This window comes from Mesorhizobium sp. LEGMi-168a, assembly GCF_058312955.1.
This window is the reverse complement of the sequence record NZ_JBZEGV010000006.1, coordinates 213657-236809: the sequence shown is the minus strand read 5'-3', so window position 1 is coordinate 236809 and position 23153 is coordinate 213657. Positions and strand designations below refer to the sequence as shown.

The following is a 23153-nucleotide window of genomic DNA, read 5'->3' as shown; positions in this document are numbered from 1 at the left end:
CGGCTCAGTCCTTCACGAACAGCTTGCGCGGCACATTGGCCAGGCATTCGACGCCGGTCTCGGTGATCAGGATCGACTCGGTGATCTCCAACCCCATCGTCTCCAGCCACAGGCCGGTCATGAAATGGAACGTCATGCCGGGCTTGAGCTCGGTGCGGTCGCCGGGGCGCAGGCTCATCGTGCGCTCGCCCCAGTCCGGCGGATAGGAAATGCCGATCGGGTAGCCGGTGCGGTTGTCCTTGACGATGCCGTATTTCTTCAGCACCGCGAAGAAGGCATTGGCGATGTCTTCGCAGGTGTTGCCGGGCTTCGCGGCGGCGAGACCGGCCTCCATGCCCTCCAGCGTCGCCTTCTCGGCATCGAGGAAGGCCTGCGTCGGCTTGCCGAGGAAAACCGTGCGCGACAGCGGGCAGTGGTAGCGGTTATAGCAGCCGGCGATCTCGAAAAACGTGCCCTCCCCCGCCTTCATCGGCTGGTCGTCCCAGGTGAGATGCGGCGCCGAAGCATCGGCGCCTGACGGCAGCAGCGGCACGATCGCCGGATAGTCGCCGCCAATACCCTCGACGCCGCGCGTGCCGGCATCGTAGATCTCGGCGACCAGATCGCATTTGCGCATGCCGACTTCTATCTTGTCGACGATGCGCTGGTGCATGGCCTCGACGATGCGGGCGGCGTTGCGCATGTAGTCGATCTCGGTCGGGCTCTTCACGGCGCGCTGCCAATTGACCAGCGCGGTGGCGTCGACGAAACGGGCGTTGGGCAGATGCTTCTGCAGCGAGGCGAAGGCGGCGGCGGAGAACCAGTAATTGTCCATCTCGACGCCGATGGTGAGCTTGTCCCAGCGGCGCTCGGCAAGCACGCTGGCGAGATAGTCCATCGGATGCCGCTCGGTCGACTGCACATAATGGTCGGCATAGCCGATGATGTTGTCGTGGGCGAGATAGGCGGTGCGCTTGGCGCCGTTGGCGTCCTGGCCGCGGCCGTACCAGACCGGCTCGCCCGAAGGCGGCACGATGACCGCTTGATGCACATAGAACGACCAGCCGTCATAACCGGTCAGCCAGGCCATGTTGGAGGGATCGCTGACGATCAGCAGATCGACCCCCTTGGCCTCCATGGCTTTCCGCGTCTTGGCGAGGCGATCGGCAAATTCGCTTCGCGAGAATTTGAGATTAGGCTGCATTGTTCTTGGTCCTCGTTTGTTGGGCCTATTTCTGTTTGAGCGTGATCTTTTCGGAAAACCGGTTCCCACTTTTCCGGATCACGCTCTGGCCAGGTATCAGCTTTCAAAAATCGTTCCGGCCTTGGCCGCCCGCGCGCGGTCGCGGGCTAAGGTGGCGATCGCAGTGTCCTGCACGCCGGTCCCGGTGAGGTCGGCGATGGTGATGTCGTCGGCCGAGCGTCGTCCGTGCTTTTTCCCGGCTATGATCTGGCCAAGTTCGGTGACGTCGGCATCGGCGGCCATCACGCCTGCTTCGATGGCATGGTGGAGTTCGCCGAGACGCCGCGTCTGCTTCGCGCTGTCGGCGACGTAGAGATCGGCCATGCGCAGGATCGCCGGCGCGATCTCGTTCTTGTGCTCGGCGTCCGAGCCCATGGCGGTGATATGCTGGCCTGCAGAAACAAAGCCGGCCTTGATCAGCGGCTCGGTCGAAGGCGTGGTGGTGACGATGATGTCGGCCTCGGCTGCCGCATTCGCCGCATCCGGCTCAGCCCGTACCATGATGCCCAGCTTCTCGCGCAAGCGGGCGGCGGTTGCCTCGGCCTTGGCGGCGTCGCGCGCCCAGATGCGCGCTTCCGCGATCGGCCTGACCAGGCGCAAGGCTTCCAATTGCAGGCTAGCCTGCAAACCTGCGCCGAAGATCGCCGCTACGGTGGAGTCTTCGCGCGACAAATGCTTGGCCGCGACCGCGCCGGCGGCGGCTGTCCGGACATCCGTGAGATAGCCATTGTCGAGCAGCAGCGCCTCGACCACACCGGTCTTTGCCGAAAGCAGCACCATCATGCCGCCGCCGCTCGGCAGGCCGAGCTTCGGATTGTCGAAGAAGCCGGAGCTTATCTTGACGGCGAAGCCGTCTATGCCGGGCACGTAGGCGGACTTCACGTCGACCTCGCCGCGATGCTCGGGAATGTCGAGCCGCAGAATCGGTGGCATCGCCACCGGCATCGTGGCCAAAGCCCTGAAGGCATTCTCGACACAGGCAACCGCATCGAGATCGAGCGTCACGATCTTGCGCAGTTCCGTTTCGGTGAGGATGGTCATCCGGCTCATGCAGTATGCTCCATCAATGCAGCGTCGCCGCAAACAATCCGGCGATGCAGGCTCATGTCGATGTTGCGGCCGGAGAGGACGAGCACGGTGGGGCCGTTCGCTTTCACTTTTCCGGAAAGCAGCGCGCCAATGCCGACAGCGCCGGCGCCTTCGACGATCTCGCGTTCCTGCTCATAGGCGTGGCGGATGCCGGCCGCGATCTCGTCCTCGGCAAGCAGGATGACATCGTCGAGCAGTCTGCGGCACATGGCAAAAGTCAGTTGGTTGTCGAGACCGATGCCGCCGCCGAGCGAGTCCGCAAGCGTCGGCAGTTCCTCGACCTGCACGGGCCGGCCGGCATCTAGGCTTGCCTTCATCGCGGCGCCGCGCGCCATCGAGATGCCGATGACTTTCGTGGCCGGGCTCACGCCCTTGACGGCCGCGGCAACACCGGCTGCCAATCCGCCGCCGGAGAGTGGCACCAGTACGGCTACGGCGTCCGGAACCTGCTCCATGATCTCGAGCCCCAGCGTGCCTTGCCCGGCGATGATGTCCGGGTGGTCGAAGGGCGGCAGCATGACCAGCCCCTCCTCCGCCACCAGCCTGTCGACCTCCTGCTGGGCATCGTCCTGGCTGTTGCCGACGATGCGGATCTCCGCGCCGAGGCGGTGGATGGCGTCGAGCTTGTTTTCGGGCACCAGCCTCGACATGCAGATTACCGCGCGCATACCTTCGAGCTTTGCCGCGTGAGCGAGCGCGCGGCCGTGATTGCCGGTCGACGCCGCGACCACGCCACGCGATCTTTCCTGCGGGCTCAACGCGGCGATGGCGTTGGACGCGCCGCGCAGCTTGAACGCGCCTGTGGTCTGGTGGTGCTCCAGCTTGAGGTGGACGGGATGGCCGGCACGGTCCGAGAGGCTTTGCGACAGCACGGCGGGCGTCCGCTCGACGTTGCCGGCAATGCGTTCGCGGGCGACACGAATGTCCGAAAGGGAGATGGCGCGCGTCACGGAGCGACCCCCTCTGGCCTGTCGGCCATCTCCCCCTCGAAGGGGGAGATCAGCAGCTTCGGCGCCGTCGCTCTTCCTGCGACTTCAGTGATTGGCGAAAGCCGAGCAACAGCGAATCTCCCCCCTTGAGGGGGAGATGGCCGGCAGGCCAGAGGGGGTCGCTCGTGCACGCAGGACATGATCTTACTGTCCAAGCCGCTTCGTCATCAGCCGGCCGAACTCCGGCCGCGGTGTGTCGTCGCCGCAGAGCCGCAGGCAGTTCCAGGCGCTGGCCTGGTTGCTGGTGACGACCGGGTGGCCGATCGCCTCCTCCATGCCTGGAACGGCAAGCGCGGCGCGCAGCGCCGTGCACGAAACGAACAACGCGTCGGCCTGAGCATGCGTTGCCTTGCGCGCCAGTTCGACAAGCGAAGCCGGCTTGATCCGCGCCATCTCGCGATCGTCCTCGAAGCCGAGGCAGGTGAAGCTCTCGATATCGAAACCGTGCGCGGCGAAATAGGTTGCCATCGGCCGGCTGGTCTCGACGGTGTAAGGGGTCAGAATGCTGATCCGCTTCACGCCGAAAGCGTTCAGGCCGCGAACGCCCGCCATGGGTGGCGTGACCACTGGAACGTTTGGCTTGGCGGCCTGGATCGCGGCTTCGATCTCGGCATCGCCGATCACCACGGAAGCCGAGGTGCAGGAGTAGCAGATGGCGTCAAGCGGCTCGTCCGGCAGGATGAGCGCAGCACCTGCCGAAAGCGATGGCTGCATCTTGCGCAGGTTTTCCGGCGTCGTCGGGTTGGCATAGGGAATGCGCGCGACATAGACGCCGATCCGCTCGCTCGCCACCATGCGGCGGAAGTCGACCTCGCTGGTATGGTCGGTGGCCAAAGCGATCAGGCCGACGCGTTTTTCCAGCGGGCGCGCATCGAGAGCGGGCCGGCTCGGCGCGAGCCGGATTTCGGGCAATGCTTTCATGACTTTCATCTTTCGATCCTGCCGTAGCGGTGCTCCAGCCAGCGCAAGAGCACGACGGAGCAGAGGCTGATGACGAGGAAGAAGGCGCCGACCAGCGTCATCGGCTCGATGTAGCGGTAGTAGGTGTTGGCGACGCTCTTGGCCTGGTTCATCAGCTCTAGCACGGTGATCGCCGAAAGCAGCGGCGTCTCCTTGAACATGGCGATGAAGTAGTTGGCCAAGGCCGGGATCATCGGCGGGATCGCTTGCGGCAGGATGATGTGCGTCCAGGTGTGGGGGCCGCTGAGATTGCAGGCCTTGGCGGCCTCCCACTGGCCGCGCGGCACATTGTCGATGCCGGCGCGATAGACTTCGGCCGTGTAGGTGCCGTAGTGCAGGCCGAGCCCGATGACGCCCGCTACCAGCGGCGGCAACAGGATGCCGATATCGGGCAGCACGTAGAAGATGAAATAGAGCTGCACCAGGAGCGGCGTGCCGCGGATGAATTCGGCGAACCAGCCGACGCTGCGCGCCACGGCCCGGTTCGGCGAACGCCGCGCCAGCGCGATGGCCAGGCCGACGATCGCCGCCAGGACCGAGCCGAGCACCGTCGCCAGGATGGTGATCTTCACGCCCTGGATCAGGGTCGGCATGATCTCGCGGACGAAATTCCAATCCCAGTCCATCAGTTGGCCCATTCCATCAGACACGCACTCCGTCGACGCCGCGCGCCATGCGGCGCTCCAGCGAGCGCACGCCCCAGGAGAGGATGAGGGCGAGCACGAAATAGATGACGAGCACCGAGACGAAGGGCATCAGCGTGCTGCCGGTCTGCGAGCGCACCACCTGCGCCTGGAAGGTGAGATCGGCGAGCGAGATCAACGACACGACCGACGTCGCCTTGAGCAGCTCGATGGCGTTGTTGCCGAAGGTCGGCAGCATGACCAGCAGCGCCTGCGGCAGGATGACGTGGCGCATGCCTTGCCAGCGGCCGAGGTTGAGCGCCGTGCAGGCCTCGTATTGCTCGCGGCCGATCGACAGGATGGCGCCGCGCACGACTTCCGCCGCATAGGCGCCGACATTGAGGCCCAGCGCCAGCACGCCGGCCTGCAGCGGCGTCAGCGACAGGCCGGCGAAGGGCAGCACGAAATAGGCCCAGAACAGCTGCACGAAGATCGAGGTGCCGCGGAAGAACTCGATGTAGGTCGTGGCGAGCGCCCGCACGATGAAGAAGCGCGACACGCGGCCCATGCCGGCGAGGAAAGCCATGACGAGCGCGAGCACCGATCCCATCAGCGTCAGCTCGATGGTGACAAGCGCTCCCTGCAATATCAGGCCGAGATAGCCGGACCACTGGGTCATGAATTAGAGGTTTCCAACGTTTGGTCTTGGCCCTTCTCCCTGTTCAGAGGGACGAAGATTGCCGGTTTACCCCCCGTAGCTGCAGCGCAGCTGCTGCGGAGTACGAGCAGGCAGATGAGGGGCAGCACTAACCTTGAATCGCTTGGCGCTGCCCCTCATCCGTCACTTCGTGACACCTTCTCCCCGTTGAACGGGGAGAAGGCAGAAGTTGCGTTCTACTTCGCCGCGCAGAGCTTCTCGCGCGTCGTCGACATCGCCGCCTTGGCGGAGAAGCCATAGGGCTCGATGATCTTGGCGAACTCGCCGGACTTCTTCATCTTGGCGAGCTCGACGTCATAGGCATCGCGCAGCGCCTCGTCGCCCTTCTTGAAGGCGGCGCCGTCGCAATAGACCGGCGCGCCCTGCACTGGCGCGATCACTTCGAGGTTCGGATCGTTGGCCTTCTTGATCAGGTCGTTGATCGACAGAACGGGCAGCGAATAGGCGTCGATGCGACCGTCCTGCACCATCTTCAGGCCGCTCTGGCCGTCCGGCACAACGATGACGCGATCGCGCGGCACGCCGGCGTTGAGCGCCAGCTTCTCCTCGGTGCCGCCGCCCGGCGCACCGACGGTGGCGGAAGTATCCTTGGCGATATCCTCATAGCTCTTGAAGCCCTTCGGATTGCCCTTCTTCACCAGCATCGCCTCCGCATCGCAAAGCACCGGCTCGGAATAGGCGACCGCCGCGCAGCGCTCCGGCTTCATGAACAGGCCGGCGGTGACGACGTCGAAGCGACCGGCCTGCAGGCCGGGGATCATGGCGCCATACTCGGAGATGGAGGCGACGATGTCGTTGACGCCGAGGCGCTTGAAGATCTCGCGCGCCACGTCCGGCGCCGCGCCCGAAACCTTGCCGTCGGCGGCCACCGCCGTGTAGGGCGGCTCATTGGCGATGGCGACGCGGGCGAAGCCTTGCCCCTTGAGCTGCTCGAGCTTGGCGTCGTCGGCCGAACGGGCACCGGAGGCGAGCAGCATTGCGCTTACTGCGAGACCGGCGACGCCAGCCAGAATGACAAGTTTCTTCATCGTTCCCAACTCCTTGTTCTCTTCTTGGTTTGCTCGGTTCGGTGCGGCCTTCCCGCCGCCCGTTTCTGGTTTTCGGGACGGCTTCGCCGCCCTTGGGCATAGCGGTCAGACGCGATGTCCAGCCGCGATGATCTTCTTCAGGAAGCTCTGCGTTCGCTCTTGCTTTGGATGGCGGAAAATCTCGTCGGGCTTGCCTTCCTCGACGATCCTGCCGCGGTCGAAGAACAGCACCCGGTCGGCGAAGTCATGGGCAAAGCCCATCTCGTGGGTGACGAGCAGCATCGTCATGTCGGTCTCGGCGGCGAGCTTGCGCATGACGTTGAGCACCTCCTCGACGAGCTCCGGATCGAGCGCCGAGGTGACTTCGTCGAACAGCATGATCTTGGGCGAGAGCGCCAGCGCCCGGGCGATCGCCACGCGCTGCTTCTGGCCGCCCGAAAGCTGCGCCGGCATGCTCTTCGCCTTGTCAGCCAGCCCGACCATGTCGAGCAGCTCCATCGCCCGCTTCTCGGCGGCGGCGCGCGAAACGCCCTTGGTCAGCATCGGCGCCAGCGTCACGTTGTCCATGACGCATTTGTGCGGAAACAGGTTGAACAGCTGAAAGACCATGCCGATCTTCTGGCGCATCTTGGCGAGATGCCGCTCGTCGGCCGGCAGCAGTTGGCCATTGCGTTCCATGTGATAGAGCTGCTCGCCGTCGATCTGAATGTGGCCGCCGTCGATCTTCTCCAGCGTCATCAGGATGCGCAGGATCGTCGTCTTGCCGGAGCCGGACGGACCGATTAGCGCCAGCTTCTCGCCGGGCATGACCTGCATCGACAGACCGTCCAGCACCTTGAAGGCACCGAAGCTCTTCGAAATTGCGTCAACCTTGATGATGGGTGCGGGCAATCCATTTCCCCGTTCTGGAGAAGTCTATGCCCTTAACGATGCGAAACGCGCCAAATCATGTCAATTAGGAAAATAATATCATGACAATATTTTCCAGTACGGCACCATTTCAGGGCAATCTGCGCTCCGATTGGGCATCAGATGGCGAGCAGGAGATGTTCCGGATCGCCGAGCAACAGCTTGGCCACAACGCTCAAGCCCGCGCGCAGTTCCCCCTCGGTGGTCGATCCCAGCGAGATACGCACGGCGGGATGCCAGGGCGTCTCGGCGATACGGAACGAAGTGCCCGGCGCGATCGCCACGCCGCGCAGGCGCGCCTGTGCGACAAAGCTCTCCTCCGCGCGATCGCCCGGCAGCTCGAGCCAAAGATGCAGCCCGTCGCGATGGACGCGGTAGTCGACGCCCGTCAGCACTTCTGCGGCGATCTCCTGCCGTCGTCTCAGCGCCCCGCGCTGCCAGGTGACCAGCTCCATCGCCGTGCCGTCATTCACCCAGCGCGTCGCGATCTCCGCCACCATCGGCGTCGCCATCCAGTTCGAGACGAGATGGCGGTTGGCGACGGCCGCGACGTAGCGGTCCGGCACCGCGAGATAGCCGATGCGCAGTCCGGGCACGGTGATCTTGGTGAATGAGGTGACGTAGAGCGTTCGCTCGGGCGCAAAGGCGGCGACAGCCGGCGGCCGGCCTTCGACCAGCGGCCCAAGCACGTCGTTCTCGATGATGGCGATGTCATGCTTGCGCGCGACCGCCGCGATCTGCTCGCGCCGCGTGGCGTCCATCAGGGTCGCCGTCGGGTTGATCACCGAGGGCTGGACAAAGACGGCGCGGATGTCTGAGAGACGGCATGCCTCGTCGAGCGCTTCGGTGATGAGGCCGTTGTCGTCGATCGGCAGGCCTTCGAGATTGAAGCCGAGATAACGGGCAAGCGGCACCAGCGTGTGGTGGCCGATCGCTTCGGTGGCGACCGTCGAGCCGGGCGGCGCCACACTCATTAGCGCCACGGTCATGCCGGCGGTGGCGCCGTTGGTGAGGCTGACGTTCTGCGGCGAGGCTTCGAGACCGCAAAGCTTCAGCCACTCGACCGCGACCGCGCGATGGCGCGGAAACACCATGTTCGGCCGGAACGACAGCGCCGAACTCGACGGCAGATTCTCGGCCAGCCAGCCCAACGCCTGCTTCAGCTTCTCCAGATGCATCGGCTCGCAGACCGGTTTCAGGATGGAGAGGTCGATGACCTCGCCCAGCCGTTCCGGAAGATAGGGCGGCTCCGGCTCGCGCCGCTGTGTCTGGACGAAGCTGCCGCGCCCGACCTCGCCGGAAATCAGCCCCCGGCGGATCAGCTCCTCATAGGCACGGCTGACGGTCTGCACCGACAGTTTCAGATCGTCCGCAAGCCGGCGGTGCGTCGGCAGCCGCGCGCCATTGGCGAGCCGCCCGTCATGGATCGCGCGCGCGAACTGGTCGGCCAGCGAGAGATAGGCGGGTCGTCGGATGAGAGCAGGATCTGGCTGCCATAATGTCATGACTTATTAGAGATCGAAATCAGTGCAATTGACAATCGAAATAATGCATCGTCATGGTGTCCTGAACAAAAAGCGGATCAGGCATGGCGGCAGCGAAACTCGACCCGATCGACCTCAGGATACTCGACGCCATCCAGCGCGACGGGCGCATCACCAAGCTGGCGCTGGCCGAGAAGGTCGGCCTGTCGCCGACGCCCTGCTGGATGCGGCTGCGCAAGCTGGAGAAAGCCGGCATCGTTTCGGGCTACCACGCCGCGATCGCCATGCGCATGATCGCGCCAGTGGCGACCGTGCTGATGGAGGTGACCTTGGCCAGCCACCGCCAGACCGATTTCGACCGCTTCGAGCGGGTCATCCGCGACATTCCCGAGATCGTTGCCTGCTGGTCGGTCGGCGGCGGCGTCGACTATGTGCTGAAAGTGATGGCGCGCGACATCGACGCCTATCAGCGGCTGGTGGATGGCCTGTTGGAACGCGAGATCGGCATCGACCGTTACTTCACCTACATCGTCACCAAGACGGTGAAGGAGGAGACGGTGCTGCCGGTGGCCGACCTGCTGCCGGGGCAAGCGTAGGGCAGAGACGTAGGCGGAGAGATCGTCTCTGCGGACAAGCTAATAGAGACAATCTCTCTACGGACTGACGCCGAAACAGTCTCCTTTTTTGCTCGGCACGTCCGATGCTCCGCCTCAATCGAGGGAGATGACAATGTCCGCGCATTTTGCACGCCCGCACCGCCATGAAGCGCTCGACCGTCTTGCCGATCGCCGGCTGCTGCGCGATCTCGGCTACGTCGGCGGCCACTGGACGGCTGGCCACTCGGCCGCGAGCTTCGAGGTTACGGACCCCGCCATCGGTTCCACCGTGGCCTTCGTCGCCGCGCTCGATGCAAAGCAGACGACGGAGGCGGTCGATGCGGCAGCCCGCGCCTTCCCGGCCTGGCGCTCGGCGCTGCCGCAGGAGCGCTCCAAAATCCTGCGAAAATGGTTCGAGCTGATCATCGCCGCCAAGGACGACCTAGCGCTGCTGATGACGCTCGAACAGGGCAAGCCGCTGAAGGAATCGCTCGGCGAGATCGACTACGCCGCGTCCTTCGTCGAATGGTACGCCGAGGAAGCAAAACGCCTCAACGCCGAAAGCGTCACCAGCCATCTGCCCAATGCCGAGATGAGCGTGCGCCGCGAGCCGCTCGGCGTCGTCGGCGTTGTCACGCCTTGGAATTTTCCGTCGGCCATGCTCACCCGCAAGGCGGCGGCGGCGCTCGCCGCCGGCTGCACGGTGGTCGCCCACCCACCCTCCGACACCCCGCTGTCCGGGCGGGCGCGCGCCGAGCTCGGCGCGCGCGCCGGACTGCCGGCCGGCGTGTTCAATGTCGTCACCGGCGATGCGCGAACGATTGTCGGTGCGATGTGCGCCGATGCCCGCGTGCGCGCCATGAGCTTCACCGGCTCGACCGAGGTCGGCCGGCTGATCGCCGCGCAGAGCGCGCCGACCATGAAGCGGTTGGTCATGGAGCTCGGCGGCCACGCGCCGCTGATCGTGTTGGACGATGCCGATATCGACAAGGCCGTCACGATCGCGCTCGATGCTAAATTCGCCACCTCCGGCCAGGACTGCCTGGCCGCCAACCGCATCTATGTACAGCGCCCGATCTACGAGCGGTTCTGCGCCGCCTTCGCCCGCCGCATCGAGCAGCTGCGCACCGGCAACGGGCTTTCCGGCGACGCCGATATAGGGCCGCTGATGCATGAGCGCGCCGTCAAGAAGGTTGAGGAGCAGGTGGCCGATGCGCTCGCGCGCGGCGCGCGTTGTCTCGCCGGCGGCAAGCGCCACGCGGCCGGGCCACTGTTCTACCAGCCGACACTGCTCGTCGACGTGACGGACGCGGCGCTGATCATGCATGAGGAAACCTTCGGTCCGGTCGCCGCCGTGACGCCTTTCGAGGACGAGGCGGAAGTCGTCGCCCGCGCCAATGCTACCGAATATGGCCTTGTCGCCTATGTCGTGACCGAGAACGGCGCCCGGCAGGCGCGCATGGGCCGCGCGCTGGATTACGGTATGGTCGCGATCAACCGGGTCAAGATCACCGGCGCGCCGATCCCGTTCGGCGGCGTCAAGCAATCCGGCATCGGCCGCGAAGGCTCGCGCCACGGCCTCGAAGCCTTCACCGATCTGAAATATCTCTGCCTGGACGTGGCCTGAGCGCCCGCCGAGAGGATCCGAACAAGGAGAAAAAAGATGCTCGAACAATCCAACGAACTTTCGGCCTGGGATCGCGACCACTTCTTCCATCCCTCGACCCATATGGGCACGCATGCGCGTGGCGAATCGCCCGCCCGCGTCATGGCCGGCGGTGAAGGCGTCACCGTCTGGGACAACACTGGCAAGAAGAGCATCGATGCCTTCGCCGGCCTCTATTGCGTCAATGTTGGTTATGGCCGCCAGAAGATCGCCGATGCCATCGCCGCGCAGGCGAAGAACCTCGCCTACTACCACGCCTATGTCGGCCACGGCACCGAGGCCTCGATCCGGCTGGCCAAGATGATCATCGACCGCGCGCCGAAGGGCATGTCTAGGGTCTATTTCGGCCTTTCCGGCTCCGACGCTAACGAGACCAACATCAAGCTGATCTGGTACTACAACAACGTTCTGGGACGGCCCGAGAAGAAGAAGATCATCTCGCGCTGGCGCGGCTATCACGGCTCCGGCGTGATGACCGGATCGCTGACCGGGCTCGACCTGTTCCACAACGCCTTCGACCTGCCGCGCGCCCCGATCATGCACACTGAGGCGCCTTATTACTTCCGCCGCGCCGACCGCTCGATGAGCGAGGAGCAATTCTCGCAATATTGCGCCGACAAGCTCGAGGAGATGATCCTCGCCGAAGGTCCGGATACAGTCGCGGCCTTCATCGGCGAGCCGATCCTCGGCACCGGCGGCATCGTGCCGCCGCCGGCCGGCTATTGGCAGAAGATCCAGGCCGTGCTGAACAAGTACGACGTGCTGCTCGTCGCCGACGAGGTGGTGACCGGCTTCGGCCGTCTCGGCACCATGTTCGGCTCCGACCATTACGGCATCAAGTCGGACCTGATCACCATCGCCAAGGGCCTGACCTCGGCCTATGCGCCGCTGTCCGGCGTCATCGTCTCCGACAAGGTCTGGCAGGTGCTGGTCAAGGGTTCCGACAAGCTGGGTTCCCTCGGCCATGGCTGGACCTATTCGGCGCACCCGATCTGTGTTGCCGCTGGCGTCGCCAACCTCGAGCTGATCGACGAGATGGATCTGGTGAGGAACGCCGGTGAAACCGGCGCCTATTTCCGCGCCGAGTTCGCCAAGGCTGTCGGCGGCCATAAGCATGTCGGCGAGGTGCGCGGCGACGGCATGCTGGCGGCGGTCGAATTCGTCAAGGATCGCGACGACCGCGTCTTCTTCGATCCGGCGCTGAAGGTCGGACCGCAGATCGCCACGGCGCTCGCGGCAAGCGGCGTCATCGGTCGCGCCATGCCGCAGGGCGATATCCTCGGCTTCGCGCCGCCGCTCTGCCTGACGCGTGAGGAGGCCGACACGATCGTCGCCAAGACCGCCGACGCCGTGAACAGCGTCTTTGCCAGCATCTGAGAAGCGACATGAATGCCATGACCAGAACCATTCCGGCAACGATGGCCGCCGTGCAGCTGACCGGCCATGGCGGCCTGGAGAAGCTCGTCTACCGCACCGACGTGAAGGTGCCTTCGCCGGCCGCGGGCGAGGTGCTGGTCAAGGTCAGCGCCTGCGGCATGAACAACACCGACGTCTGGGTGCGCCAGGGCGCCTATGGCACCGAGGAAGACGCCGGGGCCGTGTCGACCTGGCGCCGGCAGGGCAACACGCTGACCTTCCCGCGCATCCAGGGCACCGACACGGTTGGCACCATCGTCGCCGTCGGTGATGCCGTGCCTGCCGGCCGCGTCGGCGAGCGGGTGATGGTCGATTTCTCCATCTACAACCGCGACGACGATTCGCTTGCCGACATCGACTATATGGGCCACGGCCGCGACGGCGGTTACGCCGAGTACCAGGCGCTGCCGGCCGAGAACGCGCATGTCGTCGACACCGACCTCAGCGATGTCGAGCTTGCCACCTTCTGCTGCGCCTACCTGACCGGCGAGCAGATGCTGGAACGCGCGGCGCTGAAGGCCGGCGAGCGGGTGCTGGTCACCGGCGCCTCCGGCGGTGTCGGCTCCGGCATCGTGCAGCTCGCACGCGCCCGCGGCGCCATTCCCTATGCGATCGTCGGCAAGGGCAAGGAGCAGGCCGTGCTCGACATCGGCGCCGAGAAGGTGATCACGCGCGGCGTGGCCGACCTGCCGGCCGCCGTCGCCGAGGCGACCGCTGGCCAACCCATCGACGTGGTCGCCGACCTCGTCGGCGGCGCGATCTTCAACGACCTGCTGCGGATCCTCAGGCCCGAGGGCCGCTACACCACGGCGGGCGCCATTGCCGGGCCGGTGGTGCAGCTCGATCTGCGCACCATGTATCTCAAGCATCTTCAGCTTCACGGCTCGAGCCAAGGGACACGGGCGGATTTCCGCCGCATCGTACGCTACATCGAGGAGAAGAAGATCAAGCCGCTGGTCGGCGGCGTCTACAAATTGTCGGACTTCCACCGCGCCCAGACCGATTTCATGGCCAAGGATTTCGTCGGCAAGCTGGTGGTGGTGCCGGACGTCGTGGCGGCCGCGAACAAATAACGGTCGACGACGGCCGAGGCCGCGCCCTTCGCGGTCAGCCCTTGCGCTCCTGCAGGATGTTGCCGCCGTCCACGACGAGGACGGCGCCGTTGACATAGCTGGCGCCGTCGGAGGCCAGAAACAAGACGGCCGCGGCGACTTCCTCAGGCCTGCCGGCACGTCCGAGCGGCGTGTTCTGCGCGGCGACGTGCTCTTCCGCCGTCGAGGCGCCCGTCGCAATCCAGCCCGGCGCCACGGCGTTGACCGTAACGCCGCTGCGGCCGACCTCGAGGGCAAGCGCATGGGTCAGCCCGACCATGGCCGCCTTGGCGGCGGAGTAGGCGGCCTCTCCTTCATTGGAGACATAAGGTCCGGTGACCGAAGCCATGTTGACCACGCGTCCATGGCCGCGCTGAACCATGCCGGCCAGAAAGCCGCGTGTGGCAAGGAACGCAGTCTTCAAGCTGACATCGATGCCCCGGTCCCAATCGCTTTCGCTGAGATCGAGAAATCGCCGCTGCAGCGCCGGCTGCGCGATCGTCCCCATCCCGGCATTGTTGACGAGGATGTCGATCTCGCCGACCTCCGAGCACAGCCGCTCGACATCCGCCGAACGCGTCAGGTCGGCCACCACCGCGCGGACGTCGAGCCCGTTGGCCCGCAGTTCCTCGGCGCGTTGCTCGACACGTTGCGAGGAGGCGGTGATTGCGACCGAAAGCCCGGCTTCGCCGAGCGATCGCGCGACCGCGACGCCGATGCCATCGGCGGCGCCCGCGCCGGTCACCAACGCCGTACGGGATTTGCGAAACACGAGCATGGCCCCTCCAGGACGCCAGCCAACAGCCGGCAATTCAGTAGCCGGCGCTGACGCCGAAATCGATCGACAGCGCTGCTCCGGTGATCGGCGCGGCACCCGGCTGGCAAAGATAGTGGATGAAGGAAGCGATCTCCTCCACGGCGATGAACCGCGCTCTTTCCCCTTGCGGGTAGTGCCCCAGAAGCTTCCGCTTGTAGCCGTCCGGGTCATCGCCGCCAAAGGTCTCTGCCTGATACTCGATCATCGGCGTCGCCGTGTCGCCGGGACAGACGGCATTGACCCTGATGCCGTGCGGGGCAAGCTCCAATGCAAGGGCCTTGGATAGCAGCACCAGTCCGCCCTTGGAGGCGCAATAGACCGCCGCGCCGTTGTTGCCGACGATGCCCGCGTCGGAAGCAATGTTGATGATCACGCCCTGCGCCGCCGACAGATGCGGAATGGCGGCCGAGATCAGGAAGAACGCGCCTTTCAGATTGACGTCCAGCACCAGGTCCCATTGTTCTTCCTGGACCTCGCTTGCCGGTCCCTCGAGCCAGACGCCGGCGGCATTCACGAGAATGTCGAGGCCGCCTCCCCACTCGCAGGCCTTGTCCACCGCTTCGCTGCAGGCGGCGACGGATCGGATGTCGAGCGGCAGACCGATCGCCTTCGCGCCTGTCGCGGCAACTTTAGCCACGGCATCGTCGAGTTTCGGGCCGGGAAGGTCGGCGAGCGCGATCCGGTCGCCATCAGCCGCGAGGCGCAGTCCGGTTGCTAGACCCATTCCCCCGGCGCCGCCCGCAATCAGGGCCGTCCTGCCAGCCATTCGATAACCTCCACGAAACGCCGCCGCGACGATATGCGAACCATGTCCAGCAGAGATGCCGCATGCACCACACCGGACAAACAATGATCATAGGAGGTTCGGCTCTGGATCACCCCAGTTCCAGCGTCGTGATGCCGAAAACCTTCGTTGGCGCATTGCCGGGCTTGCCGCCCTTGTACATGCGGGTCGTCGAGAAGCCTGGAAGCATGCCGGCGGCCTGAAGCATGGCGGTGAAGCCGACTTGGGTGGCCGGCACGTCGATATGCAGCGCTTCGCCCGCTGTCATGCCCGCCAGTTCCGCCACCAACGCCAGGGCTATGTCCTGGCCATCGGCGAACAGCGGCCCGACCTTGAAACCCTCCCGGCACCGGCGCGCCACGCCATAGCCGGCAATGCCGGCCGGACCGGCGGACATGAGCGCGATCCGGGGCGGCTGCAGCCATTCCCGCAGGAAGGCCTCTCGCGGCGCCGGGAAGCACTGGCAGTCGTAGGCAAGGATCTCGGCTGCGCCGGCGGCCGTCACGGGCAGGACGTCGCTGCCGCCGGTCAGCCCGGCAGCGCGACCGCTATATCGGACCGTCTCATAGGCCGGCATGAACCCTTTGCGCTGGTAGTTGGCCTGCTGCTCGGCCACGCCGTCGAGACCGATGATGCGGTTGCCGAGCCGGGCCATGCCGGCATCCCAGACCGCCTTGCCGTGGCCTTCGCCACGCCGGTCGAGCCGGCAGATGTAAAGGCCGATGAAGCCGAAACCCGGGCCGTAGGCGACGGCCGAAATGCCGGCCACCATCTCGCTGGCGACAAAGGCGCCGATGAACCCTTCCGGATCGGCCGCGCGCAACGCGGCGGCATCGCCGATGCCTGGATTCCAACCCTCCCCCGCCGCCCAGTCGACGAGCATTTCCACCTCGCTGGCGGTCAGTGTCCTTATCGTTCTCGGCATCGTTCCACTCGGCGGTCTGAGGCGATGGATTTCAAGCCGCCACGATAGGATGCGCCTCGCAAGTTGCAAAGGCCGGCGCCGTCCGTCCGCGCCGTGAAAGACGGAGTCGACCTGCTCTGCTCACACAAGACAGTGGAAGAACGACTACTGACCTGCAACTGCCGGGAGGGTTTTTCCAAGTCGATGCAAGGGGTTAGCAAAGAAATCGCCGAGCAGTCATTCGTTGTTCGAATAGGCAACTGGACACAACCGGCGAAGGCTATAAATCTTCATTTGCCGTTGCTTGGAATCGAATGGAGTGCCGCAGGAAATGCCGCTGAGTGCCGAAGAGATCGCCAGTCATCCGGCAGCGCTTCGTCATGTTCAGGAACAGTCGCGCGCGCTCATTCATGTCTACGAAACCAGCCCGCGCCTTGCCGCCGTCTTTGCCACCCAGCAGCGTTGGCTGCTCGGCCATGTCGGGCTTGCCCTTCATTTCAGGCGCGACCCCAATGACCGCCGCACCGAAATGACGGTGGCGCGTTTCATCGAGGTCGTGCGCCGCAATTCAGTCGCCAGCCGCAACACCGCCGAGGCGTTTGTCAAGGAAATGCTGCATTACAACATCGCCGAATATGTTTCGGCGAGTGGCGACGGCCGCGCCCACCCCTTGCGGGTCAGCGCGGCCACCATTGAGACCTTCACCAGCTGGATCCATGCCCATTTGAGAACGCTCGATCGCATCGACGGCGGGAACCGGCTGGCAACCTTCCTCGAGCACCCCGATATGCTGGCGAAGCTGCAGCCGTTGATCTGCGACGGGCTGCTCGCATCCGATCCGGTGCGGGAACCCGAGCAAACCTTCTCGTTGTTTATCTGGCTGAACAACGGCGGCATCGTCATGGACTGGCTGATGTCGGGCATCGATCCGGAGGACGCCAACCTCGACAAGATACCGACCAGCGTCATTTCGATCAGCGAATTCGCGCACTGGCTGAAGCTGTCCCGTACCCATCTGGCGCGCAAGCTGCATGATGCCGAAGCGCTTGGCAGCATCGGCTGGGTCGGCCAGCGCGGACATTCCGTCATGTGGGTTTCGCGACAGTTCTACGACGAATACATGGCCGTCCAGGCAGCCAAGCTTGCTGTCGTCGACGCGGCCTTCGAAACCTGTTTTCCCCCCGCAGGCGAAAGCTGAGCGCCGCGGCGCCTGCACCGCAGGCCCAGCGGCAAAACCGGCGGTTGCACTGGCGTACGCCGGTCAAAACTGCTATCCGCATCCGGCTAGGGCGATATTTGGCGGATTCTGGGGGGAATGGCGCTGAACTTCGAAGACATTGCCGGCCATCCTGCGCTGCGCGCTTGCATTCAGGCGCAGGCGCGGGCGATGTTGCGGGCCTATGAAGGGAACCCGCGGGCGTCCTCGGTCTTTGCCACCCAGCAGCGCTGGCTGATGGCCCATATCGGTCTTGCCCTGCATTTCCGCAGGGACCCCAGCGACTATCGAAGGGAGCTGACGGCCGCGCGTTTCGTCGACGTCACCCTTCAGCATTCGGTGGCCAGCCGCAACACCACCCATGCCTTCATCAAGGAAATGCAGCATTACAATTTCATCGTCGACGCGCCTGGCGGTGACGACGGCCGCATTCGCCCCCTGCAACCAACGGCCGCGGCATTGGTGGAGCTGACAGGCTGGGTTCTCATGCACCTCAGGACGCTTGACGATCTCGACGGCGCGAACCGGCTGGAGACATTCCAGGCACGGCCGCAAATGCTGGCGCAGCTGCAACCGCTGATCGCGGACGGGCTGGTCTCGTCCGTGCCGGTGCGCGAGCCGAAACGGACTTTCTCGCTGTTCACCTGGCTCAACAATGGCGGCGTCGTCATGGACTGGCTGATGGCCGGCGTCGAACTCGAGGACGTCGGCCAGGAGCGTATCCCGACCGGTGTCCTATCGATCGGCGATTTCGCCAGGTGGCTGAAGCTGTCGCGCACCCACCTGGCGCGCAAATTGCGCGACGCCGAGGCGCTCGGCAGCGTCGGCTGGCTCGGCCAGCGCGGCCATTCGGTGATGTGGGTCTCGAACGAGTTCTACAGCGAGTATGTGACGGCGCAGGCGGTCAAGCTCGCCATCATCGACGCGGCCTTCGCCGCTTGCATGGAGAACGCGGTCTTCCGGCAAGCCGAAGCGAGGTCAGCATCATAGCGAGGCTGACCGCTCCAGACCGCGTTTGCCATCCTCAGTCGATGTCGAACGACACGCCTTGCGCCAACGGCAGCGCCTTGGAGAAGTTCACCGTGTTGGTCGCCCGGCGCATATAGGCCTTCCAGGCGTCCGAGCCGCTCTCGCGGCCGCCGCCGGTTTCCTTCTCGCCGCCGAACGCGCCGCCGATCTCGGCGCCCGAGGTGCCGATATTGACGTTGGCGATGCCGCAGTCCGAACCGTCGACACCGAGGAAGCGTTCCGATTCCTGCAGGTCGCGCGTGAAGATCGACGACGACAGGCCGGCGCCGACCGCGTTGTGCAGGTCGAGCGCCTCGTCGAAATCGGAGTACTTCATCACATAGAGGATCGGCGCGAAGGTCTCCTCCGTCACCGGCGAAACTTGGCTGGGCATCTCGACCAGCGCCGGATGAACGTAATAGGCGTCAGGATGGCCGTTCTCGAACCGCGCGCCGCCGGTGACCTTGCCGCCATGCGTTTCCGCTTCCTTCAGCGCCTTCTGCATGTTGTCGAAGGCGGCCTTGTCGATCAGCGGACCGACCAGCGCCGACGTCTCCAGCGGATTGCCGACCGAGACGCTCTGATAAGCCTTCTTCAGGCGCGGCAGCAGCGCGTCATAAACGCTCTCATGCACGAACAGGCGCCTGAGAGTCGTGCAGCGCTGGCCGGCCGTGCCCATGGCGCCGAAGGCAATCGCCCGCAACGCCATGTCGAGATCGGCGGTCGGGCAGACGATGCCGGCATTGTTGCCGCCGAGCTCCAGCACCGCGCGGGCGAAGCGCTTCGCCAGCCGCGGACCGACCTCGCGGCCCATGCGGGTCGAGCCGGTGGCCGAAACCAGCGGCACCTTCGGATGATCGACCAGAACCTCGCCGACGGCGCGATCACCGATCAGCACCTGGAGCAGGCCGGCCGGCGCTTCAGTGCCAAAACGCTTGACGGCGCGCTTGAAGATCGCCTCGCAGGCAAGTGCGGTCAGCGGCGTCTTTTCCGAAGGCTTCCACACCACTGCGTCACCGCAGACGAGCGCAAGCGCTGCATTCCACGACCACACCGCGACCGGGAAGTTGAAGGCCGAGATCACGCCGACGACGCCGAGTGGATGCCAGGTCTCCATCATGCGGTGTCCAGGACGCTCGGTGGCGATGGTCAGGCCGTAGAGCTGGCGGGAAAGGCCGACCGCGAAATCGCAGATGTCGATCATTTCCTGCACTTCGCCGAGACCCTCGGACGGGATCTTGCCGACCTCGATCGACACCAGCCGGCCGAGCTCCGCCTTGTGCGCGCGCAGTTCCTCGCCGAGCAGGCGCACCAGCTCGCCGCGCTTCGGCCCCGGCACCAGTCGCCAGGCCTGGAAGGCCTTGTGCGCGGCATCGATGGCCTTGCCGGCATCGGCCGCCGAAATCTGCTTCAGCGCCGCGATCTGTTCGCCCGTCACCGGGCTGCGCACGATGAGGTCGCCGCCCGAAAGCGCGTCCTTCGCGACGCCCAGTTTCTCCAGAAGTGAGGCCGTTTCCTTCGCTATCGTCATTTTTTTATCCCTTTCAAATCCCGCCTGGATGGGCGAGCGCCGCGCCTTTGGCGCGCCTTTGGGCATGCCCAGGCGCTTTTCATGGCGTGGCATTACTCGCTTCAGGGAAAAACCGCCACCCCGGCATGGTCCAAGCCCGGCTCGCAAAATTAGGCCAGGCTTGGAAGCGGGATCAGCGTGCCTTCGGGATCGACGACTTCTCGGCGCTTTCCTTGATCAGCCGGTCGATATGCATGCGGATATGAGCGGCCTCGGCGGCGGTGTTGGCAAGCGCGATCGCGCGGTCGAAGGCCACGCGCGCTTCCTCGTCACGGCCAAGCTGCATCAAAAGGCCGCCCTTCAGGCCGAAGAAATGGAAATAGCCGGACAGCCTGTCCTCCAGCGGCTCGATCATGGCTAAAGCCGCTTCCGGGCCGCGCACCTTGCTCACTGCCACCGCGCGGTTGAGCGTCACCACCGGCGACGGCTGCATCTGCTCGAGCAGACCGTAGAGCAGGTCGATCTCGGTCCAGTCTGTATCCTCAGGCTCGGCTGCCCTTGCATGCAGCGCCGCGATCGCCGCCTGCACCTGGTAGGGGCCGGGCTTGCGGTGGCGCAGCGCCTTGTCGACCAAGGCAAGGCCCTCGTCGATCATCTTGCGGCTCCAGAGCGACCGGTCCTGGTCCTCGAGCAGCACGATCTCGCCATTCTCGTCGAAGCGCGCCGGCGCGCGCGCATGCTGGAGCAGCAGCAGCGCGGTCAGCCCCATGATCTCCGGCTCCTGCTGAAACAGCCGGAGCAACAGCCTGGCGAGCCGGATCGCTTCCTCGCAGAGCGGCGCGCGGGCCGGCGCCTCGCCGCCATTGCTCGAATAACCCTCGTTGAAGATGAGGTAGACCATGGCGGCAACCGCCGCCAGCCGCTCGGAGCGCTCGACCGCGCCCGGCGTCTCGAATGGCACGCCGGCGTCCGCGATGCGCGCCTTGGCGCGGGTGATGCGCTGCTCCATGGCGCTCTCGCCGACGAGGAAGGCGCGCGCGATCTGCTTGACGGTCAAGCCGGAGACGATGCGCAACGCCACCGCGATCTGCTGCGTCGCCGGCAGGTCCGGATGGCAGCAGATGAACAAGAGCCGCAGGATGTCGTCGCGATAATGCGCGCCGTCCAGCCGCTCGGCCATATCGCCTTCGGCATCCTCGAGATCGGAAATCTGATCCTCTTCCGGCATCGGCGCCTGCTTGGCGCGCTTGCGCACCGCGTCGATGCCGCTGTTGCGGCCGACGAAGATCAGCCAGGCCGCCGGATCGCGCGGCGGCCCGTTCTTCGGCCAGTTCTTCAGTGCCCTCAGACATGCATCCTGGAAAGCTTCTTCCGCGGCATCGAGGTCGCGGAAATAGCGCAGCAGCGCGCCCATCGCCTGCGGACGGGCGGTGCTGATCGCGTTGCTTATCCAGGCGAGCTCCGTCATACCGCGACCTTTGTGGGGTTGAAGACCGAAACCGGCCTGATCTCGTAGGAGCCGCCGCTCGGGTTGACCTCGGAGAGCTCGCGGGCGAACTCGACGGCCTCATCCAAGTCTTGGCATTCGAGCGTGTAGAAGCCGAGGAACTGCTCCTTGGTCTCGGCGAACGGCCCGTCGAGCACCATCGACTCGCCCTTGACCTTGCGGAGCGTCGTCGCGGCGGTGGTCGGCAGGAGACGCGCCACAGGCCCCAGCCGGCCCGCCTTGGCGTATTTGTCCTGTACGTTGAGGAGCTTTGCCATCACCTCGTCGTCCTGTTCCTTGCTCCAGGAGCAGACGACGTCTTCGGAGGCGTAGCAGAGGATGGCATAGAGCATGGTGCGTCCTTTCCGTATCAAAGGACGAGACAGTAGGACCCTTCCCGACACAACGTCGATAAAAAAATCAGGGCGATCACGGGCTTACCCTGCCCCTGCCGTGTAGCCGGCCGGCGTTTTGAACTGCCGGTCCAGACCGTCGGTCCGCCTGCGGTAGGCGCCGACCACCATATCCGCGCCTGGCTTGGTCCTGGTTTTCGACAGCAGCGCCCGCAATCCACCTTCCAGATGCAGATCGTCGACGTCGATCATGTAAATCCAGGGAAAGCGTGCCTCGGTCAGCGCAAGATTGCGAGAGCCGCTGCGTTCCGGATAGCCGCGGTATCGCGAGAAGCAATCCTTCCCAAGAGAGCCATCGACACTGTCGCGCTTTCAGGCAGCGACCGGGACGACGTCGACGGCCTGCTCGCCGACCTGGCCGCCGGTGGTTTTCAGCACGCCGACGATCGGCGCCACGTCGGAATAATCGCGACCGTACCCGACGGTGATATGGTCGTTGCTCGCCCGCATGCCGTTGGTCGGGTCGAATTCCTGCCAGCCGGCATCGCGGCCGCACCAGGCCTTCACCCAGGCGTGCATGGCATCCGCCCCTTCGAGCCTCGGCTTGCCCTTGGGCGGGATGGTGCGCAGGAAGCCGCTGACATAGCCGGCGGGAATGCCCAGCCCGCGCAGCCCGGCGATCATGATGTGGGAAAAATCCTGGCAGACCCCGCGTTTCAGCGCGAAGGCGTCGCTGGCCCGTGTCTGCACGGTGGTCGCCTCGCCGTCATAGGTGAAATCGCGGTGGATGCGGTTGCAGAGATCGACCGCCGTGGCGACCGCCGAACCGGCGAGGCTTTCCCGCGCATAGGCCGTGATCGCCGTATCGATGCCGGCGTGGTCGCTGGCGGTGAGGAAGTGATGCGGCGCGACGGAGGACAGCGAGCGCACCGCATCGAGTTCCGCCCTCAAGCCGTGAATGTCGGGCGAGACGTCGAGGCCGGGTTCCGGCCGCGAGACCGACACCCGCGCGCTCATCCTGATGTCGAGCTCCTCATGCGCGTGGCGAAAGGCGATCGCGGTGACGCTGTTGCCGAAGAAATCGGAAAAATCCGCGCGCTCGGCAGGCGTTGGTGCAAAAGACAGCGAGGCGGCGATCACCCGCTGCACGCCGGTGATCGTCTGCGGCAGCACGCGCACCTGGTGCCGGCCGCCGCCGGCGGCGGAAGCGTAGTCGTAATGCAGATGGAGCCTGATATCGTAGAGCATCTAGAGCAATTCCAGCAAAAGTGCGTAGCGGTTTTG

General features: G+C 65.2%; 23 protein-coding genes. 6 read left to right on the top strand and 17 right to left on the bottom strand.

The window, feature by feature from the left end; genetic code table 11:
* Nucleotides 1-4: 4 nt before the first annotated feature.
* The 9 genes from doeA to ehuR all read right to left on the bottom strand — a co-directional run bounded on the left by doeA (nt 5) and on the right by ehuR (nt 9043).
* The gene (gene doeA / locus AC4FWB_RS11455) at nt 5-1183 is read right to left on the bottom strand and encodes an ectoine hydrolase DoeA (RefSeq protein WP_491026105.1); all 1179 of its coding nucleotides are present in this window, start codon (nt 1181-1183) and stop codon (nt 5-7) included.
* 96 nt (nt 1184-1279) lie between these two features.
* Complete coding sequence (locus tag AC4FWB_RS11450) at nt 1280-2272, bottom strand: cyclodeaminase (RefSeq protein WP_491026104.1); 993 nt, start codon at nt 2270-2272, stop codon at nt 1280-1282.
* The gene (gene eutB, locus AC4FWB_RS11445) at nt 2269-3261 is read right to left on the bottom strand and encodes a hydroxyectoine utilization dehydratase EutB (RefSeq protein ID WP_491026103.1); all 993 of its coding nucleotides are present in this window, start codon (nt 3259-3261) and stop codon (nt 2269-2271) included. Before eutB ends, AC4FWB_RS11450 begins: the two co-directional genes overlap by 4 nt.
* 183 nt (nt 3262-3444) lie before the next feature.
* Nucleotides 3445-4221, bottom strand: coding sequence for an ectoine utilization protein EutA (gene eutA / locus AC4FWB_RS11440; protein WP_491026174.1), 777 nt, complete (start codon nt 4219-4221; stop codon nt 3445-3447).
* Nucleotides 4222-4226: 5 nt separating this feature from the next.
* Complete coding sequence (gene ehuD / locus AC4FWB_RS11435) at nt 4227-4886, bottom strand: ectoine/hydroxyectoine ABC transporter permease subunit EhuD (protein ID WP_491026102.1); 660 nt, start codon at nt 4884-4886, stop codon at nt 4227-4229.
* 16 nt (nt 4887-4902) lie between these two features.
* A complete protein-coding gene (gene ehuC, locus AC4FWB_RS11430; RefSeq protein WP_059184375.1) occupies nt 4903-5562 on the bottom strand; it encodes an ectoine/hydroxyectoine ABC transporter permease subunit EhuC in 660 nt (219 codons plus the stop codon).
* A gap of 215 nt (nt 5563-5777) precedes the next feature.
* The gene (ehuB, locus tag AC4FWB_RS11425; protein WP_491026101.1) at nt 5778-6629 is read right to left on the bottom strand and encodes an ectoine/hydroxyectoine ABC transporter substrate-binding protein EhuB; all 852 of its coding nucleotides are present in this window, start codon (nt 6627-6629) and stop codon (nt 5778-5780) included.
* 105 nt (nt 6630-6734) lie between these two features.
* Nucleotides 6735-7520, bottom strand: coding sequence for an ectoine/hydroxyectoine ABC transporter ATP-binding protein EhuA (gene ehuA / locus AC4FWB_RS11420; protein WP_491026100.1), 786 nt, complete (start codon nt 7518-7520; stop codon nt 6735-6737).
* Between the two features lie 137 nt (nt 7521-7657).
* The gene (gene ehuR / locus AC4FWB_RS11415) at nt 7658-9043 is read right to left on the bottom strand and encodes a MocR-like ectoine utilization transcription factor EhuR (protein WP_491026099.1); all 1386 of its coding nucleotides are present in this window, start codon (nt 9041-9043) and stop codon (nt 7658-7660) included.
* An 83-nt stretch (nt 9044-9126) separates the two neighbouring features.
* On the opposite strand from ehuR, the gene AC4FWB_RS11410 reads away from it, so the two are divergent.
* The 4 genes from AC4FWB_RS11410 (at nt 9127) to AC4FWB_RS11395 (ending at nt 13773) form a co-directional block, all read left to right on the top strand.
* A complete protein-coding gene (locus AC4FWB_RS11410) occupies nt 9127-9618 on the top strand; it encodes an Lrp/AsnC family transcriptional regulator (RefSeq protein WP_491026098.1) in 492 nt (163 codons plus the stop codon).
* A gap of 133 nt (nt 9619-9751) precedes the next feature.
* Nucleotides 9752-11245, top strand: coding sequence for an NAD-dependent succinate-semialdehyde dehydrogenase (locus AC4FWB_RS11405; RefSeq protein WP_491026097.1), 1494 nt, complete (start codon nt 9752-9754; stop codon nt 11243-11245).
* A gap of 36 nt (nt 11246-11281) precedes the next feature.
* The gene (locus AC4FWB_RS11400; protein ID WP_491026096.1) at nt 11282-12661 is read left to right on the top strand and encodes an aspartate aminotransferase family protein; all 1380 of its coding nucleotides are present in this window, start codon (nt 11282-11284) and stop codon (nt 12659-12661) included.
* Between the two features lie 8 nt (nt 12662-12669).
* Entirely contained in the window at nt 12670-13773 is a 1104-nt protein-coding gene (locus AC4FWB_RS11395; RefSeq protein WP_491026095.1) for an alcohol dehydrogenase family protein, read from the top strand.
* A 34-nt stretch (nt 13774-13807) separates the two neighbouring features.
* Here the strand turns inward: AC4FWB_RS11395 and AC4FWB_RS11390 are convergent, their stop codons facing one another.
* The 3 genes from AC4FWB_RS11390 to AC4FWB_RS11380 all read right to left on the bottom strand — a co-directional run bounded on the left by AC4FWB_RS11390 (nt 13808) and on the right by AC4FWB_RS11380 (nt 16317).
* Nucleotides 13808-14569, bottom strand: a complete 762-nt coding sequence (locus AC4FWB_RS11390; protein WP_491026094.1) for an SDR family NAD(P)-dependent oxidoreductase — start codon at nt 14567-14569, stop codon at nt 13808-13810.
* A gap of 34 nt (nt 14570-14603) precedes the next feature.
* A complete protein-coding gene (locus tag AC4FWB_RS11385) occupies nt 14604-15374 on the bottom strand; it encodes an SDR family NAD(P)-dependent oxidoreductase (protein ID WP_491026093.1) in 771 nt (256 codons plus the stop codon).
* A 109-nt stretch (nt 15375-15483) separates the two neighbouring features.
* Nucleotides 15484-16317, bottom strand: coding sequence for a GNAT family N-acetyltransferase (locus tag AC4FWB_RS11380; RefSeq protein WP_491026092.1), 834 nt, complete (start codon nt 16315-16317; stop codon nt 15484-15486).
* 310 nt (nt 16318-16627) lie between these two features.
* Here AC4FWB_RS11380 and AC4FWB_RS11375 point away from each other — a divergent pair, with 310 nt between their 5' ends.
* Together AC4FWB_RS11375 and AC4FWB_RS11370 are read left to right on the top strand one after the other, a co-directional pair.
* Nucleotides 16628-17494, top strand: a complete 867-nt coding sequence (locus tag AC4FWB_RS11375) for a hypothetical protein (RefSeq protein WP_491026091.1) — start codon at nt 16628-16630, stop codon at nt 17492-17494.
* 117 nt (nt 17495-17611) lie between these two features.
* Nucleotides 17612-18502: a hypothetical protein gene (locus AC4FWB_RS11370; protein WP_491026090.1), complete on the top strand. Its 891-nt coding sequence runs from the start codon at nt 17612-17614 to the stop codon at nt 18500-18502.
* Nucleotides 18503-18536: 34 nt separating this feature from the next.
* Here the strand turns inward: AC4FWB_RS11370 and amaB are convergent, their stop codons facing one another.
* The 5 genes from amaB to AC4FWB_RS11345 all read right to left on the bottom strand — a co-directional run bounded on the left by amaB (nt 18537) and on the right by AC4FWB_RS11345 (nt 23117).
* Nucleotides 18537-20051 carry an L-piperidine-6-carboxylate dehydrogenase gene (gene amaB / locus AC4FWB_RS11365; protein ID WP_491026089.1) on the bottom strand — a complete coding sequence of 505 codons (1515 nt, stop codon included), beginning with the start codon at nt 20049-20051 and terminating at the stop codon, nt 18537-18539.
* Between the two features lie 172 nt (nt 20052-20223).
* Entirely contained in the window at nt 20224-21498 is a 1275-nt protein-coding gene (locus AC4FWB_RS11360; protein ID WP_491026088.1) for an RNA polymerase sigma factor, read from the bottom strand.
* A complete protein-coding gene (locus tag AC4FWB_RS11355) occupies nt 21495-21869 on the bottom strand; it encodes a YciI family protein (RefSeq protein WP_126098146.1) in 375 nt (124 codons plus the stop codon). Before AC4FWB_RS11355 ends, AC4FWB_RS11360 begins: the two co-directional genes overlap by 4 nt.
* Before the next feature lie 84 nt (nt 21870-21953).
* The gene (locus AC4FWB_RS11350; RefSeq protein ID WP_491026087.1) at nt 21954-22121 is read right to left on the bottom strand and encodes a hypothetical protein; all 168 of its coding nucleotides are present in this window, start codon (nt 22119-22121) and stop codon (nt 21954-21956) included.
* Nucleotides 22122-22241: 120 nt separating this feature from the next.
* Complete coding sequence (locus tag AC4FWB_RS11345) at nt 22242-23117, bottom strand: transglutaminase family protein (RefSeq protein ID WP_491026086.1); 876 nt, start codon at nt 23115-23117, stop codon at nt 22242-22244.
* Nucleotides 23118-23153 lie beyond the last annotated feature (36 nt).